The following is a 15,695-nucleotide window of genomic DNA, read 5'->3' on the forward strand; positions in this document are numbered from 1 at the left end:
GTCATTGCAGCTTGGGGTTCAGGGCGTCACGCAGCCAGTCGCCGACCAGGTTGACGGACAGCGCCAGCGCCAGCAGCACCAGCGAGGGGAACAGCAGGATCCACCACTCCCCCGAGAACAGAAAGCCCTGGCCGATGCGGATCAAGGTCCCCAGCGAAGGCGAAGTGGGCGGCAGGCCCACGCCCAGATAGGACAGCGTGGATTCCGCCACGATGGCGTGGGCAAAGCTGATGGTCGCAATCACCAGGATCGGCGCCAGCAGGTTGGGCAGGATGTGCTTGGTCAGGATGGCGGTCTGCGAACGACCGATCAGCTGGGCGGCCAGCACATAATCCTTCTGCTTTTCCACCATTACCGCACCGCGCACGGTACGGGCGTACTGCACCCAGTCCGACAGGCCGATGGCCACGATGATCACGAACACCGCCATGTCGTCGCGGTAGCCCTCGGGCAGCAGGCCGCGGGCAATGCCGAAGATCAGCAGGGCCACCAGGATCACCGGGAAGGTGAGCTGGATGTCCGCAATGCGCATCAGCAGCGTGTCGAACCAGCCACCGGCGTAGCCGGCGATCAGCCCCAGCGGCACGCCGATGATCAGCGACAGCGCCACGGCGGACACGCCCACAAAGACCGACATGCGCAGGCCATACAGAATGGCGCTGAACACATCGCGGCCCTGGTCGTCCGCCCCCAGCGGGTAGAAGGCCTCGCCCATGCCCTGGCTCCAGGGAGCGGTGAAGGCATCCATCAAATCCAGGTTGGCCGGATCGAACGGGTTCTGCCAGGCCAGCAAAGGCGCAAAGATGGTGGCCAGCACGATCAGCAGCAGCGTGCCGCAGGCCACCTGCACCAGGCGCGACTTGGCAAAGGCACGCTTGACCGGCGAATCGCTGGCCTTCCAGCCGCGCGGCAGCGGCTGCGCCACTTCTTGTTTCACGGTGTCAGTCATGCTGCCCCCTTATTTCTTTCGCAGGCGGGGGTCCACCAGCACGTACAAAAAGTCCACCAGCAGATTGATCACCACGTACAGCAGCGCAATGAACATCAGGTAGGCAGCGATCAAGGGCACGTCCACGCCCTGGATGGAGGAAATGAACAGCAGGCCCACACCCGGCCACTGGAACACCGTTTCGGTGACGATGGCAAAGGCGATCAGCGAGCCGATCTGCAGACCGGCAATGGTGATGACGGGAATCAGCGTGTTGCGCAGCGCATGGCCGAAATACAGATCCCGTTCCTTCAGGCCGCGGGCACGGCCGAAGCGGATGTAGTCGGAGCGCAGCACCTCCAGCATCTCGGCCCGCACCAGCCGCATGATCAAGGTCATGTTGTAGAAGCCCAGCGTGATGGCGGGCATGATGATGGCCGCCAGGCCGGAGGCGGTCAGCAGCCCGGTTTCCCAGCCGCCGATCCTCACCGTCTCGCCCCGTCCGAACGAGGGCAGCCAGCGCAGCTCCACCGCGAACAGGTAGATCAGGCCGATGCCGATCAGGAAGGTGGGCAGCGACACCCCCACCAGCGACACCGTCATGATGGCGCGGCTGAAAAAGCCTTCACGCCGCAGCGCGGTGTACACCCCCAGCACCACACCGATGAGCAACGCAAAGACCGCGGCGGTCAGCGCCAGCTCCAGCGTGGCGGGCAGGCGCTCGGCAATGATGTCGGCCACCGGCCGCTTGAGCCGGTAGGAAATGCCCAGATCGCCCTGCAGCACCTTGCCCACATAGTGCAGGTACTGCAGGGGAACGGACTTGTTGAAACCCAGCTCTTCGGTGAGCGCTTCGCGCTCTTCGAGCGTTGCGTCCTCGCCCAGCAGGCTGATGGTGGGATCGCCGATGTGGCGGAACACCATGAAGGAAATAAAGGAGACGGCCAGCAGTACCAAGACTGACTGGCCCAGCCTGCGCAGCAGATGGACCAGCATAGACTTTTACTTCACGAACTTGACGTCTTTGAAGTGCAGCACGTTGTCAGGGTGCACCGGCACGTTGATCTTCTTGACCGACGCGAAGTGGATCACCTGGTCATGCAGCGGAATGTAGAAACGCTCCTTCTGCACCACGTCCCAGATCTGCTTGATCGTGGCATCGCGCTTGGCCTTGTCGCTTTCGGACGAGAGCGAGATGATCTTGTTGTCCAGCTCGGCATTGCTGTAGTGCGTGGCATTCTGGGCGCCACGGCCTTCCTTGCCGCGGGTGGCGACCAGGAAGTCGAAGATGTAGGCCGAGTCGTAGGTGGGAACGCCCCAGCCGTACAGGTAGAAGTCGCTTTCCGCCTTCACGATGCCCACACTGTGCATGGCGATGGGACGGGCCGAGACTTCGGTCTTGATGCCGATGCGGCCCAGGAAGCCGGCCACGGCCGTGCTGATGGCTTCATCGTTCACATAGCGGTCGTTGGGGGTGTGCAGCGTGACGGTAAAGCCGTTGGGGTAGCCGGCTTCGGCCAGCAGGGCCTTGGCCTTGGCCACATCCGCCTTGGGATAGGCGGCCATGGCCTTTTCATAGCCATTCACGAACGACGGCGCCATCACGCCCGAAGGGATGGACAGGCCGCGCATCACCGAGCGCTTGATGGCGTCGCGGTCGATGGCCAGCTCCACCGCCTGGCGCACCTTGGGGTCGGCAAACGGGTTCTTGCCCTTCACATTGCTGCTCTTGAGCTCGGGCGCACCCACATTCAGGCCCAGGAAGATGGAACGGTTTTCCGGACCTTCGTTGATGCGCAGCTTGCTGTCCTGCTTCAGGCGTGCCACGTCCTGCGCAGGAATGTCCTGGGCAAAGTCGACTTCACCCGACAGCAGCGCGGCCACACGGGTGGCGGGCGACTTGATGGGCAGATAGACCAGCTCGGTCACCTGCAGCGGGGCCTTGCCCTTGCCCCAGTAGTTGGGGTTGAGCTTCATCACCGTCTTGGAATCGACTTCGCGGCTGGCCAGTACATAGGGGCCGGTGCCGTTGACGGCGCGCGTGGCACCGTTTTCGGTCTTGCTGGTGGCGTCCTGCGTATCCACGGCGCCGTTGTCCTTGGACCACTTCTCGCTCATGATGAACAGATTGGTCAGGTTGTTCGGGAAGATCAGGTTCGGGCCCTTGGTCTTCACGTGCACCGTCAGGTCGTCCACGGCCTTGATGTCTTCGACCGAAGCCAGCAGCGACTTCACCTGCGCATTCGGGCCCCGGGCACGGTTCAGCGAGAACACCACATCCTTGGCGGTGAACGGCGTCCCGTCATGGAACTTCACGTTCGGGCGCAGCTTGAACTCCCACACGCTGGGGTCGCTGGTCATCTTCCACGACAGCGCCAGCGTGGGCTCCAGCTTGCCGTCGGCGCTGCGGTTCACCAGGGTTTCATACATCTGGTGCATCAGCACGAAGTTGGTGCCGGTGTTGAACACATGGGGGTCCAGCGTGGTCACGTCGGCCGAACGTGCCCAGCGCACGGTGTCCGCTTGGGCCAGGCCCACCGAAGTCAACAGGCCAGCGGCCAGCAGGGCAGTGCCCAGGGTCTTCAAGGTCATGAAAGTCTCCGAGAAAGGTCAGTGCCCGCAACGGGCAGTCGAGAGGGAATGCAGCCGGCAGCAAGATGCGTACCCGGCCAGTGCAACATATAACCAGAATGATATTATATCTTGTTTTTTTATTCGAATTAGTAGTTAGCTTTTGGGAGTTTCCCTAGGCCGCTGCACGCTTTTTTATTTGTAGCAGGCTTGGCTACCGTACCGTCCGTGCAAGCTGACCACCGGCTGACGGCATCGCAGGCCACGAAGGCTGGCAGCGCCGCCAAAGATGTCAAACAAGGCTAGCGGAAAGGTCTGCATGCGGGCTATTTCCCTACACGGCGCTCGCTCATGCAGTGCAGCAAAACCGCGACCGCAGCCCCCCTGCCGCTTTTGCGTGACAATGGTTTGACAGGCCCATGGGCCGAACGCCGGGCCACCCTTGCGGGTGCGCACCGATCCTTGGTTTCCCCGCCTCGGCGCAGCCTGCTGTGTGCCAGGGCTTTTCCGCATGCAAGCCACCCGCATCATTGCCATCCGCCACGGCGAAACCGCCTGGAACGTGGACGCCCGCATCCAGGGCCACCTGGACATTCCGCTCAACGACATCGGCCTGTGGCAGGCGGCACGCGCCGGCGAGGCACTGGCGGGCGAACGGCTGGACGCCATCTACAGCAGCGACCTGGCCCGCGCCCAGACCACCGCCCAGGCCGTGGCCGGCACCACCGGCGCGCCCCTGGTGCTGGACAGCGGTCTGCGCGAACGCTGCTTCGGCAGCTTCGAAGGCCGCACCTTCAAGGAAATCGAGGCCGAGCAGCCCGAGCAGGCGCTGCGCTGGCGCAAGCGCGACCCGGACTTCGTGCCCGATGGCGGGGGCGAATCGCTGGCCATGCTGAAAAGCCGCATCCAGCACACGGTGGAGCGGCTGGCCGCCCAGCACACCGGCGGCCAGATTGCGCTGGTGGCGCACGGCGGCGTGATGGACGTGCTCTACCGCCTGGCCACCCACCAGGACCTGCAGGCCCCGCGCACCTGGGAGCTCGGCAACGCCGCCATCAACCGCCTGCTGTGGACACCGGGCGGCCTGAGCCTGGTCGGCTGGGGCGATGTCTCCCACCTGGCCGACAGCGCCCGCGACGAAGTCTTCAGCTGAACGCGGGCGGCCGCCACCCGGCGTGCACTAAGCACAAAAAAACAGCCGGACTGGATCCTCCAGCCCGGCTGTCTGCCATGGGCCGCCCGGTGCAGGGCGGCTGAACCGATCCCTTACGCCGGACGGGCGTAGGTCGAGGTGAACGACGCCTTGGCGATGGTGGTGGCGTTGACCATGAAACCGGTCAGCGCGGCCGTGGCGTCGTCCGGGATGTCCAGCTTGGGCACCGACAGCGCGTGCACGGTGAAGATGTAGCGGTGCGGCTTGTCACCGGGCGGGGGGCACATGCCGCCCCAGGCAAAGGCACCGTAGTCGTTGCGCATCTGGCGCGCGCCAGCGGGCAAGGTCCGGCTGCCCTTGGCGCCGGCATTGGCCGACAGTTCGCTGGTGCCTGCGGGCAGGTCCACCACCAGCCAGTGCCACCAGCCGCTGCCGGTGGGTGCGTCCGGGTCGTACACGGTCACGGCAAAGCTCTGGGCGTCGGCCGGGGCACCGGTCCACTGCAGCACGGGCGATTCGTTGCGACCGCCGCAGCCAAACACATCGGCCTCGAAGTGGGCGGGCACGCTGCCGCCAGCGGGAATGTCGGGACTGCTCAGGGTGAAAGTGGTCATGCTTGGAAACTCCTCATCACAAGCGCCTGAGTATGCCCGCCCGGCCTGCGGCGGCCAACCGCCTGGGCGACGGGTCCGGGCAGCGCCGCCATGGTCGCTGGCGCACACGGCATGCCCGCTGCAGAGGCGTACCGCCGCGCTGTCGTCCCAGCTGCAGCGCCATCGCCGGCCGCTCACGCTCTTATTGCGAATGAATATCAACTACACTCCGGCGGATGCACGGCATCTGCTGCCGTGCGCCCGTATTTCGCTCTTGCCGTGATTGCTCTCCATGTCTGAACTGCCTGCCTCCAGCCCGTATACCCCTTCCCGCCGTGACTGGCTCACCGGCGCCCTCGCCGCCCCGGCTCTGGCATTGGCGGGCTGTGCCACCCAGGCGGAATCGACAGCATCCATGACGCCTTCGTCCAACGCGCAACACTGGCAGCCCTGGTCCATGCCGGGGGTGCGCAGCTTCGACCTGCCGGCCGCCCCGCTGCCGGGCAGCAACGCGGCACGCCAGCACCGCGTGCTGGTGTATGTCCCGGAGGGCACGGCACCGGCTGGCGGCTGGCCGGTGATCTATGTGCTGGACGGGAATCTGATGTTCCCCTTCATCGCCCAGCTGGTACACAACCGCAGCGCCCGCGGACCGGAAATGCGCAGCGGCAGCGCCGTCGTCGTGGGCCTGGGCCATGCACTGCCGGAGCACAGCGGCGAGGTGCACGACCGCACCGCCCGCACCTATGACTACACCCTGCCGTACAACGGCGTGGGCCCCGACAGCCAGGGCCGCGCCCAGGGCGGGGCCGATGTGTTCCTGGACTTCATCGCCCAGCAGCTGCAACCGCTGCTGCGCACCGCCCTGCCCCTCCATCCCCAGCGGCAAACCCTGGTCGGCCATTCCTATGGCGGACTGTACACGCTACACGCCCTGTTCATGCGCCCCGGCATGTTCCAGCGCCACGTGGCAGCCAGCCCTTCGCTGTGGTGGGGCGATGGGGTGGTGGTACAGGAATGCCAGCGCTTCATTGCGCGCTACGGCCAGCAGGGCCAGGCGCTGCCCGGCGCTCTGAGCCTGCACCTGAGCCAGGGCAGCGAAGAGCTGGCCGGCCGCCGCCCTGCCAACCGCCCGGCCAATCCCGAGCGCGAAGCCGCCGCCCAGGCAGCGCGTGCGCTGGGCCTGGGCAACACAGCCGATCTGCCCGCGGCCCTGGCGGCCGTGCGCGGTCTGGACTGCAGCTACCAGGTCTGGCCCGGCGCCAACCATGGCGGCACCCAGCTCTACGCCTGCATGCAGGCCGCGCAGGTGGGCACCGCCTGGGACACCGCCCAGGGATGACCTTGCGCCGGCGGCGCACCCCGCCGCTGCCGATAATGCGCAGCGGTGGCCGCACCCTGCGGCCCCTTTGCCCCTTCGACCCGACTGAATACGCCATGCGACTGCTTCTGGCCCTGCTGCTGCCTTTCTCAGTGTTCTTCACCATCGGCCGTCCGTTTTCCGGCCTGCTGTGCCTGATCCTGCAGATCACGGTGATCGGCTGGATTCCTGCGGCCATCTGGGCCGTCTACGCGCTGAGCCAGTACAAGACCGACCAGAAGATCAAGGACGCGCTGGGCAAGCGCTGACCCTGGCGCTGCGGGCACGCGCAACCGCGACGAAGCCGGCGGTGAGTGGAGCACCAGACCATCGCCCGGTATGCGGCGTTCCTGCAGACTGCAAAGATTTTTTCAATCCGCGCATGCCGTGCGACGCTGCTCGCATCGCCCCAAGGATGGACGTACCGCCGGGTTGAAAAGATTTTTTCAACCCCTCTTCGACAACCTGTCACAGGAACCGCCGCCGCACCGCCACGGCATGGGCCGTTGCGGCCAGGGTGCATGCGCCGGACCGCGCCGTGGAGTCCCTTTTCGAGGGCGCCGGTGTGGACAGATTGTCCACGCCCACACCAAGCACCAATGCAGCCCGGTAAAATTGCGGCACATCAAACAACGCGCAGTTTTTTGGTGCCGCCGTGCCGTGGATGGTGCGGCTTTGCCGTGTCCGGGTTGCCACCACCTTCGTCCCAGAAGGTGCGGCCGTGGCGGGGTTGCCCCCAGCACACAGCCTGTCGGGCCCACGCCATGATGGGTGCATGCCACCTTTCTCTGCGACACCCCCCCGGCCCTCACCGGCCACCCCGGACCGCTGGCCGGTCGGGGCGAATTTCGTGCTGCAGGTCTGAACCACCTGCAGTTGTAGCTATCAGGCAAGGAGCATTGATGACCGAGCAGGCACTCTACGATCTGGCACCCGTGCTGGAGTTGATGCTGCTCGGCACCCTCATCGCCCTGGTGCCCCTGCTGTGGGTCTGGCGCCGCAACCGGCATGCCGGGGCCCAGCGCCGCTGGCAGGCGCTGGCGGTGCTCACGCTGTTCCTCACCTTCGATCTGGTGCTGTTCGGCGCCTTCACCCGGCTGACCGACTCCGGCCTGGGCTGCCCCGACTGGCCCGGCTGCTACGGCAACGCCAGCCCGTTGGGCGCACACGCGGAAATCACCGCCGCCCAGACCGCCATGCCCACCGGCCCGGTCACCCATGGCAAGGCCTGGGTGGAAATGATCCACCGCTACCTGGCCACCGGCGTGGGCGTGCTGATCATCGCCCTCACCGTGCTGGCCTGGCGCCAGCACCTGCGCAGCCCGCTGCGCGGCGCCATGCACCCGGCCTGGGCCTCGTTCACGCTGTTCTGGGTCTGCCTGCAGGGCGCATTTGGCGCGCTGACGGTGACCATGAAGCTCTTCCCCGCCATCGTCACCCTGCACCTGCTGGGTGGCACGGTGCTGCTGATGCTGCTGTGCGTGCAGGCCGTGGCCCACCAGCAGTTCGGCAACGCCACCCCACCCGCCCCGCTGCCAGCCGCCCTGCGCCACGGCGCCATGGCCTGCCTGGCCCTGGTGTTTCTGCAAGCGGCCCTGGGCGGCTGGGTGAGCACCAACTACGCCGTGCTGGCCTGCACCACCTTCCCGCAGTGCCAGGGCAGCTGGTGGCCAGCCATGGACTTCAGCCAGGCGTTCGAGCTGTGGCGCCCGCTGGGCCTGCAGGCCAATGGCAACCCCATCCACTTCGAGGCGTTGACCGCCATCCACTACGTCCACCGCCTGCTGGCCTACGCCGTGGTGGTGGCCCTGCTGACCCTGGCCTGGAAGCTGCGCCAGCAGCCCGTGCTGGCCGTGCAGCGCAAATGGCTGCTGGGCCTGCTGGCCCTGCAGGTGGCCACCGGCCTGTCGAACGTGGTGCTGGACTGGCCCCTGGTGGCCGCCGTGCTGCACACCGGCGGCGCCGCCGCCCTGGTGCTGGTGCTGACCTGGTCGCTGGCCACCACCCGCACCGCCCCTTCTGTTTCTGTTTTGCATGCGCCCCAAGGCGCCCGGAGAGCTCGCGCATGAATGCCGAAGTCCTTACCTCCCCGTCGCGGTGGACCCAGTTCTACGCCCTGACCAAGCCCCGCGTGGTGCAGCTGATCGTGTTCTGCGCCTTCATCGGCATGGTGCTGGCCGTCCCCGGCCTGCCCACCGCCGCCCAGTGGGTGCACATGGCCGTGGCCTGCATCGGCATCTGGCTGGTGGCCGGCGCGGCCGCCGCCTTCAACTGCCTGGTGGAACGCCATATCGATGCGCGGATGAAGCGCACCAGCTGGCGCCCCACAGCCAAGGGCGAGCTCTCGCCGCAGCAGGCACTGGCCTTCTCGGCCCTGCTGTGCACCGTGGGTGCTGCCATCCTGCTGGCCTTCACCAACACGCTGACCATGTGGCTGACATTGGCCACCTTCATTGGCTACGCGGTGATCTACACCGTGGTGCTCAAGCCCGCCACCCCCCAGAACATCGTGATCGGCGGCGCGTCCGGTGCCATGCCTCCCGTGCTGGGCTGGGCCGCCATGACCGGCGATGTGGGCCCCGAAGCGCTGATCCTGTTCCTGATCATCTTCCTGTGGACCCCGCCCCACTTCTGGGCCCTGGCGCTGTACCGCGTGGAAGACTACAAGAAGTCCGGCCTGCCCATGCTGCCAGTGACCCACGGCCCGCGCTACACCCAGCTGCAGATCCTGCTGTACACGCTGGTGCTGTTTGCCGGTTGCCTGCTGCCGGTCATCTTCGGCATGAGCGGCTGGCTCTACCTGGCCGTGGCCAGCGTGCTGTGCCTGGGCTTCAGCTGGTATGCGCTGCGCCTGTGGATGAACTATTCCGACGCGCTGGCACGCAAGACCTTCCGCTTCTCGCTGATCCACCTCAGCGGCGTGTTTGCCGCCCTGCTGATCGACCACTATCTGGTGGGCACGGTGTACTGACACGCCGAAAAAAGGTCTCCGCCCGACAGACACCCCAGCCCGCTGTACCCGCAGCGGGCTTTTTTGTGGGTCGCCAGCTTCAGCCTCGGTCCCGGGGTGGCCAACGCGCAGGCAGGGGGCTGTGCGGCAGATCGCCAACGCCTCCCGGCGGGCCGATCCACCGGGGCAGACCGGCATCGCCCCAGCGGCGACCTGTGCTGTTGTGCTGTGCGCCGCGAAGCGCAGGCCAGCAGCCTCAGCTCACCCTGCGTTTTTCCAGCTTGCGGGCGAGGGTGCGGCGGTGCATGCCCAGCCGGCGTGCGGCTTCGGAGATGTTGAAATCCACCTCGGCCAGGGTCTCGTGGATATGTTCCCACTCCAGCGTCTTGATGCTGGTGGCCCGCGCCGTCAGCTCCACCTCGGCATCGCCTTCCAGGCGGCCGAACGCGGCTTCGATGTCGTCGGTATTGGACGGCTTGGCCAGGTAGTGGCAGGCGCCCAGCTTCACGGCTTCGACGGCGGTGGCAATGCTGGCAAAGCCCGTCAGCACCACGATCAGCGCCTCGGGGTTGTGCTGGTGCAGCATCTGCACGCAGCTCAGGCCCGAGGCATTGCCCGCCAGCTTCAGGTCCATCACCGCATACTGCGGGCGGTGCACCTGCAGCAGCTCGGCCACCTCGTCCGCGCTGGAGGCCTGGATCACCTGGTAGCCACGCCGCTCGAACGAGCGCGCCAGCGTACGGGCGAAGGCGGCATCGTCTTCAACCAGCAGCAATTGGCGTGGGGTGTCCATGGTCGTTCTCCAGAGTGATGGATGCCAGCGGCAGGCGGATGCGCACCTCGGCACCGCCGTGCATGCGGTTGCCGGCCTGCACGCTGCCGCCCAGGGAGCGCACCACGTTCACAACCAGGAACAGCCCCACGCCCCGGCCCGGACGGCCTTGCTTGGTGGACTGGTAGGGCTTGCCCAGGTTGGCCAGGATGGCCTCGGTGAAGCCGGGGCCCAGGTCGCGCACCACCAGTTCCAGCTGGTCGTCGCTGCGTTCCAGGTGCAGGTGCACCTCCTGCGGCGATGCCTCGAAAGCATTGTCCAGCACATTGCAAATCACCTGCTCCAGCGCGGTATCCGAGAGGATGGGCACATCGCGTTCGAGCTGGTGGGTGAAGAAGAATTTCTCGGGCTCGTGGTGCTGGCGCCAGCGCGCCACCAGCTGCTCCAGGAACTGCAGCAGCGTGGTCGATTCCAGCCCGGCCGCCCGCGTCTCGCCCGCCGACAGCAGCACGCCGTTGACGATGGCCTTGCAGCGCAGCAGCTGTTCCTGCATTTCGGCCAGATCGGCCATCATGTCGGCATCCTCGCGCACCTGGCGCATGTGCTGCCAGTCTCCCAGGATCACCGACATGGTGGCCAGCGGCGTGCCCAGTTCATGGGCAGCGCCGGTGGCCAGCAGGCCCATGCGCACAATGTGCTCTTCCTCGCTGGCGCGCTGGCGCATGTCGGCCAGGCGGCTGTCGCGCTGGCGCAGGTTGGACACCACCTGGGTGATGAACACCACCATCAGGATGGTGGTCAGCGCAAAGCAGATCAGCAGGCCCAGGGTGTACAGATTGGGCAGCCCCCCGCCCAGCACCACCGGCAGCGGCTGGTAGCAGAACGCCAGCGCCACCACACAGACGGCGGTGATGCCCACCATGGCCCAGGCGTACTGCGGGCGCAGCAACACCGTGCCCAGAATGACCTGCAGCAGGAACAGATAGATGAAGGGGTTGTTCACCCCCCCGCTCAGATACAGCTGCAGCGCCAGGGCCACCACATCGGCCAGCAAGGCCCCGAACAGCACCCGGGGCGTGACGGTGGCCGGGCGCCACTGCAGCCACAGCATATAGCCCAGATTGGTCAGCGCCAGGGCCGAGACCACGGCCATCATCGGCAGCAGCGGCAGGGCAATGCCCATGCCCGAATGCACCAGCGAGATGGTGATGACCTGCCCCACCACGGCCAGCCAGCGCAGCTGGATCAGCAGGCGCAGGTTCTTGCGTTCCGTGTTGCGTTCAACGCGGGAGGAGGAAGGTTCGGCAGCAAACAGCACCCGATGATTGTGCCCAGGTGCGCCGCGCCCCGTTGTCCCTGCGCCGGGTGGGGGCGCTGTGCATACGGCTATTGCGCCAGTACCTCAAAAGAAGCGCTGCCTGTGCCCTTGGCACCACCCCTGCCGTTGGGAATCCCCTCGGCAGGACGGTAGAAGGCCGCAGGCAGCCCACATTCTTACGCAGCGGCGTCTTCACGCGCGCGGCGCTCATGGCGCACCACCAGCCAGGCGGCCAGCAGCACCATCAGCGCCAGGCCGTACCAGGTCAGCGCGTACACCGCGTGGGTGTTGCTGAACTGGATCACCGTCATGCCGGGGCGGGGCCACTGGTTCTCGGCCACGGCTTGGCCGGGCAGGCCCTGGTCGATGAAGAACGGCGCGGCCTGCGCCAGCCCCTTGGCAGCGGCAATGGCCGCCACATCGCGCGAATGCCAGCGGTCTTCGGCCGCAGCGTTCTCGCGCATGAAGCCGCCCTTGGGCTCGCTCAGGCGCAGCAGGCCGGTCACGGCCACCGTCTCGGCGGCGGCACCGGCGGTACCGGGGGCAGCGGCCGCAATGCGGTCGGCAAACGCCTTGCGCTCTGCGGTCGGCACGAAACCGCGGTTCACCAGCACCTGGGAGCCATCGGCCTGCTGCAGCGGCGTCAGCAGCCAGAAGCCAGCACCGAGCTCGCTCACGGCCTGGGTCAGCACGCTGCGCCCTTCCAGCCACCGGCCTTGCGCGGACACCGGCAGGTATTCGTGGGTTTCCTTGCTGATCCGGGGCCAGTCGGCCGGTGCCGGCACGGCCACCGGCTGGGCATGTACGCGCTGGTCGATGCGCTCGATGAGATCGAGCTTCCATGCGCGCCGCTGCACCTGCCACGTCCCCAGACTGAGGAAGGAAATAAAAAGGGCGATGCCCGCTAACGCGAGCACCGCCTTCGTGAAGGTGGAACGGGTGCGCTTGCGCGCCCCCGAAGTTTCAACCGTCATTAGTTGCTGCCATGGGCACCATGGGCAGACTGCTCGGCAGGTGCCGGTGCAGCCGCTTCGCTTGCGGCAGGCGCTTGCACCGCAGGCGCAGCCGTGTCCGCCGCGGCGGGCTGGCTGACCGCCGGAGCGCTCTCGTGCGTCGGCATCATGTGGGCGTTCATCTGGTACATCACCCACAGCGTACCGGCCACGGCAATGGCCAGGAAGACCGCCGTGAAGACGGTGGACAGCATGGTCCAGCCACCCTGGATCTTGCCGTTCATGTGCAGGAAGTACACCATGTGCACCACCACCTGAACGATGGCAAAGGCACCCAGCACCACCAGACCGGTAGCGCGGTCCTCGATGGCACCGCTCATCACCAGGTAGAACGGAATCACCGTCAGGATCACCGCCAGGATGAAGCCCTTGACGTAGTCACCCATGGTGACGTGCAGATCATCGTGGTCATGATGGTCGCCATGACCGGCGTGAAGGTCGTGTGCGCTCATTTACAGCACCCCCATCAGATACACAAAGGTGAACACACCGATCCAGACCACGTCCAAGAAGTGCCAGAACATCGACAGGCAGTTGATGCGACGCACATTGGCTTCGATCAGGCCGTGCTTGCTGATCTGGATCATCAGCGTGACCAGCCAGATCAGGCCGAAGGTCACGTGCAGGCCGTGGGTGCCCACCAGCGTGAAGAACGACGACAGGAAGGCGCTGCGCTGGGGCGTGGCACCTTGGTGGATCAGGTGGTGGAACTCATAGAGTTCCACGCCCAGGAAGCACAGACCCAGCACGCCGGTGATGGCCAGCCAGGTCAGCGTGCCGCCGACGTTCTTCTTTTGCTTTTGCAGCATGGCAAAGCCGAAGGTGATGGACGACAGCAGCAGGAAGGCCGTGTTGATGGCCACCAGCGACAGGTCGAACAGTTCCTTGCCCGTGGGGCCGGCGGCATAGTTGCGACCCAGCACGCCAAAGGTGGCGAACAGGGCAGCGAAGATGAGACAGTCGCTCATCAGGTAGAGCCAGAAGCCCAGCGAGGTGCCGTTCTCTGGATGGGGCTCGTGCGCGAGGTGGTATTCCCGCGGAGCCAGGGCGCCTGCGGCGCCTGCGTTATGACGGATATCAGACATGGCGAGCGAGCTGCAGAGTGCGGGCTTCTTCCGTGGCGACCACTTCGGCGGCCGGGATGTAGAAGTCACGCTTGTAGTTGAAGGTATGGATGATCGAAGCCACGATCACGGCTGCGAACGACACGCCTGCCAGCCACCAGATGTGCCAGATCAGCGCAAAGCCCAATACCAGCGACAGGCCCGAGATCACCACGCCGGCGCCGGTGTTGGCGGGCATGTGGATGGGCTGGAAGCCCGCCAGCGGACGTTGGTAGCTGTGCTTCTTCATGTCCCACCAGGCATCGATGTCGTGCACCACGGGGGTGAAGGCAAAGTTGTACTGGGGAGGAGGCGAGGAAGTGGCCCACTCCAGCGTACGGCCACCCCAGGGGTCGCCGGACTCGTCACGCAGCTGGTCGCGCTTGAAGAAGCTGACGACGAGCTGGATCAGGAAGCAGCCGATACCGGCGGCGATCATGGCGGCGCCCAGCGCAGCGATGATGAACCAGATTTGCAGCGAAGGATCTTCGAAGTGGTTGGCACGGCGGGTCACACCCATCAGGCCCAGGATGTACAGGGGCGTGAAGGCCACCCAGAAGCCCACCAGCCACAGCCAGAACGAGCACTTGCCCCAGAACACATCCAGCTTGTAGCCGAAGGCCTTGGGATACCAGTAGTTGATGGCGGCGAACACGGCAAACACCACGCCGCCGATGATCACGTTGTGGAAGTGCGCGATCAGGAACAGCGAGTTGTGCAGCACGAAGTCGGCCGGAGGCACTGCCAGCAGCACGCCGGTCATGCCGCCGATGGCGAAGGTGCACATGAAGGCCACGGTCCACATCATGGGCAGATCAAACTTGATGCGGCCCTTGTACATGGTGAACAGCCAGTTGAAGATCTTGGCGCCCGTCGGGATCGAGATGATCATCGTCGTGATGCCGAAGAACGTGTTCACGCTGGCGCCCGAACCCATGGTGAAGAAGTGGTGCAGCCACACCAGGTAGGACAGGATGGTGATACACACCGTCGCGTACACCATGGAGGTGTAACCGAACAGACGCTTCTTGCTGAAGGTGGCCACGATTTCCGAGAACACGCCGAAAGCCGGCAGCACCAGGATGTACACCTCAGGGTGACCCCAGATCCAGATCAGGTTCACGTACAACATGGCGTTGCCACCGAAGTCGTTCGAGAAGAAATGGGTACCCAGGTAACGGTCCAGCGACATCAGCACCAGGGCTGCGGTCAGCATGGGGAAGGACGCCACGATCAGGGCGTTGGTGCACAGCGAGGTCCAGACGAAGACGGGCATCTTCATCAGGTTCATGCCGGGCGCGCGCATCTTGATGATGGTGACGATCAGGTTGATACCCGACAGCGTCGTGCCCACACCGGCAATCTGCAATGCCCAGATGTAGTAATCCAGACCGGTGCTTCCGCTCTGGTTGCCCAGATTGGACAGTGCCAGCCAGCCCGAGGTGGAGAACTCGCCCAGGAACAGGGAGATCATCACCAGCACGGCACCGGCCGTGGTCATCCAGAAGCTGAAGTTGTTCAGGAACGGGAAGGACACGTCACGCGCACCGATTTGCAGCGGCACCAGATAGTTCATCAGGCCGGTCACAAAAGGCATGGCCACAAAGAAGATCATGATCACGCCGTGGGCAGTGAAGATCTGGTCGTAGTGGTGCGGAGGCAGGTAGCCCAGGTTGTCGCCGAAGGCCATGGCCTGCTGCAGACGCATCATGGCCGCGTCGGCAAAGCCGCGCAGGAACATGACCAGACCCAGGATCATGTACATGATGCCGATCTTCTTGTGGTCGATCGAGCAGATCCAGTCGCGCCACAGAGGGCCCCAGAGGCGGAACTTGGTCAGTGCCGCCATCATCACCAGGCCACCCAGGACCACGGCGATGAAAGTCCATAACACGATGGGCTCATGCGCCATCGGTACGGCGTCCCAGCTGATC

Annotated in this window: 14 protein-coding genes and 1 pseudogene; 5 read left to right on the forward strand and 10 right to left on the reverse strand. The window is 65.5% G+C overall.

Annotated elements, in window-relative coordinates; all coding sequences use genetic code 11:
- Position 1: 1 nt before the first annotated feature.
- From CT3_RS18800 to CT3_RS18810, 3 genes are read right to left on the reverse strand one after another with little or no spacing between them, the layout of a single operon-like run.
- Complete coding sequence (locus CT3_RS18800; RefSeq protein WP_066541067.1) at positions 2–949, reverse strand: ABC transporter permease; 948 nt, start codon at positions 947–949, stop codon at positions 2–4.
- 9 nt (positions 950–958) lie between these two features.
- Entirely contained in the window at positions 959–1,924 is a 966-nt protein-coding gene (locus tag CT3_RS18805) for an ABC transporter permease (RefSeq protein WP_066541069.1), read from the reverse strand.
- A 6-nt stretch (positions 1,925–1,930) separates the two neighbouring features.
- Positions 1,931–3,520: an ABC transporter substrate-binding protein gene (locus CT3_RS18810; RefSeq protein WP_066541070.1), complete on the reverse strand. Its 1,590-nt coding sequence runs from the start codon at positions 3,518–3,520 to the stop codon at positions 1,931–1,933.
- A 490-nt stretch (positions 3,521–4,010) separates the two neighbouring features.
- On the opposite strand from CT3_RS18810, the gene CT3_RS18815 reads away from it, so the two are divergent.
- A complete protein-coding gene (locus tag CT3_RS18815; protein WP_066541073.1) occupies positions 4,011–4,652 on the forward strand; it encodes a histidine phosphatase family protein in 642 nt (213 codons plus the stop codon).
- Positions 4,653–4,765: 113 nt separating this feature from the next.
- On the opposite strand, the gene CT3_RS18820 is transcribed toward CT3_RS18815, so the two are convergent.
- The gene (locus CT3_RS18820) at positions 4,766–5,266 is read right to left on the reverse strand and encodes a YbhB/YbcL family Raf kinase inhibitor-like protein (protein WP_066541074.1); all 501 of its coding nucleotides are present in this window, start codon (positions 5,264–5,266) and stop codon (positions 4,766–4,768) included.
- A 271-nt stretch (positions 5,267–5,537) separates the two neighbouring features.
- On the opposite strand from CT3_RS18820, the gene CT3_RS18825 reads away from it, so the two are divergent.
- From CT3_RS18825 to cyoE, 4 genes are all read left to right on the forward strand, one after another.
- Entirely contained in the window at positions 5,538–6,587 is a 1,050-nt protein-coding gene (locus tag CT3_RS18825; RefSeq protein WP_066541075.1) for an alpha/beta hydrolase, read from the forward strand.
- 95 nt (positions 6,588–6,682) lie between these two features.
- Positions 6,683–6,874, forward strand: coding sequence for a YqaE/Pmp3 family membrane protein (locus CT3_RS18830; RefSeq protein WP_066541081.1), 192 nt, complete (start codon positions 6,683–6,685; stop codon positions 6,872–6,874).
- Between the two features lie 633 nt (positions 6,875–7,507).
- Positions 7,508–8,674 carry a COX15/CtaA family protein gene (locus tag CT3_RS18835; protein WP_066541083.1) on the forward strand — a complete coding sequence of 389 codons (1,167 nt, stop codon included), beginning with the start codon at positions 7,508–7,510 and terminating at the stop codon, positions 8,672–8,674.
- Positions 8,671–9,576 carry a heme o synthase gene (gene cyoE, locus CT3_RS18840; RefSeq protein WP_066541085.1) on the forward strand — a complete coding sequence of 302 codons (906 nt, stop codon included), beginning with the start codon at positions 8,671–8,673 and terminating at the stop codon, positions 9,574–9,576. The genes CT3_RS18835 and cyoE overlap by 4 nt, the downstream gene beginning before the upstream one ends.
- A gap of 235 nt (positions 9,577–9,811) precedes the next feature.
- Here cyoE and CT3_RS18845 read toward each other — a convergent pair whose 3' ends face one another.
- From CT3_RS18845 to cyoB, 6 genes and pseudogenes are all read right to left on the reverse strand, one after another.
- Positions 9,812–10,348, reverse strand: a complete 537-nt coding sequence (locus CT3_RS18845; protein ID WP_066541087.1) for a response regulator transcription factor — start codon at positions 10,346–10,348, stop codon at positions 9,812–9,814.
- Positions 10,317–11,645, reverse strand: coding sequence for an ATP-binding protein (locus CT3_RS18850; protein ID WP_227657834.1), 1,329 nt, complete (start codon positions 11,643–11,645; stop codon positions 10,317–10,319). The genes CT3_RS18845 and CT3_RS18850 overlap by 32 nt, the downstream gene beginning before the upstream one ends.
- A gap of 176 nt (positions 11,646–11,821) precedes the next feature.
- Positions 11,822–12,619, reverse strand: coding sequence for an SURF1 family protein (locus tag CT3_RS18855; protein WP_066541089.1), 798 nt, complete (start codon positions 12,617–12,619; stop codon positions 11,822–11,824).
- 68 nt (positions 12,620–12,687) lie between these two features.
- A pseudogene (cyoD, locus tag CT3_RS18860) lies at positions 12,688–13,110 on the reverse strand (cytochrome o ubiquinol oxidase subunit IV); the annotation flags it as partial.
- Positions 13,111–13,743, reverse strand: coding sequence for a cytochrome o ubiquinol oxidase subunit III (cyoC, locus tag CT3_RS18865; RefSeq protein WP_066541095.1), 633 nt, complete (start codon positions 13,741–13,743; stop codon positions 13,111–13,113).
- The gene (gene cyoB / locus CT3_RS18870) at positions 13,736–15,673 is read right to left on the reverse strand and encodes a cytochrome o ubiquinol oxidase subunit I (protein ID WP_428042592.1); all 1,938 of its coding nucleotides are present in this window, start codon (positions 15,671–15,673) and stop codon (positions 13,736–13,738) included. Before cyoB ends, cyoC begins: the two co-directional genes overlap by 8 nt.
- Positions 15,674–15,695: the final 22 nt, after the last annotated feature.

It is taken from the genome of Comamonas terrigena NBRC 13299 (genome assembly GCF_006740045.1).
GTDB classification, from domain to species: domain Bacteria; phylum Pseudomonadota; class Gammaproteobacteria; order Burkholderiales; family Burkholderiaceae_C; genus Comamonas; species Comamonas terrigena.

Excerpts from the sequence above, each read along its gene's own strand:
- CT3_RS18800 (WP_066541067.1), bottom strand. The coding sequence starts at position 949 with ATGACTGACACCGTGAAACAAGAAGTGGCGCAGCCGCTGCCGCGCGGC.
- CT3_RS18805 (WP_066541069.1), bottom strand. The coding sequence starts at position 1,924 with ATGCTGGTCCATCTGCTGCGCAGGCTGGGCCAGTCAGTCTTGGTACTG.
- CT3_RS18810 (WP_066541070.1), bottom strand. The coding sequence starts at position 3,520 with ATGACCTTGAAGACCCTGGGCACTGCCCTGCTGGCCGCTGGCCTGTTG.
- CT3_RS18815 (WP_066541073.1), top strand. The coding sequence starts at position 4,011 with ATGCAAGCCACCCGCATCATTGCCATCCGCCACGGCGAAACCGCCTGG.
- CT3_RS18820 (WP_066541074.1), bottom strand. The coding sequence starts at position 5,266 with ATGACCACTTTCACCCTGAGCAGTCCCGACATTCCCGCTGGCGGCAGC.
- CT3_RS18825 (WP_066541075.1), top strand. The coding sequence starts at position 5,538 with ATGTCTGAACTGCCTGCCTCCAGCCCGTATACCCCTTCCCGCCGTGAC.
- CT3_RS18830 (WP_066541081.1), top strand. The coding sequence starts at position 6,683 with ATGCGACTGCTTCTGGCCCTGCTGCTGCCTTTCTCAGTGTTCTTCACC.
- CT3_RS18835 (WP_066541083.1), top strand. The coding sequence starts at position 7,508 with ATGACCGAGCAGGCACTCTACGATCTGGCACCCGTGCTGGAGTTGATG.
- cyoE (WP_066541085.1), top strand. The coding sequence starts at position 8,671 with ATGAATGCCGAAGTCCTTACCTCCCCGTCGCGGTGGACCCAGTTCTAC.
- CT3_RS18845 (WP_066541087.1), bottom strand. The coding sequence starts at position 10,348 with ATGGACACCCCACGCCAATTGCTGCTGGTTGAAGACGATGCCGCCTTC.
- CT3_RS18855 (WP_066541089.1), bottom strand. The coding sequence starts at position 12,619 with ATGACGGTTGAAACTTCGGGGGCGCGCAAGCGCACCCGTTCCACCTTC.
- cyoC (WP_066541095.1), bottom strand. The coding sequence starts at position 13,743 with ATGTCTGATATCCGTCATAACGCAGGCGCCGCAGGCGCCCTGGCTCCG.
- cyoB (WP_428042592.1), bottom strand. The coding sequence starts at position 15,673 with ATGGCGCATGAGCCCATCGTGTTATGGACTTTCATCGCCGTGGTCCTG.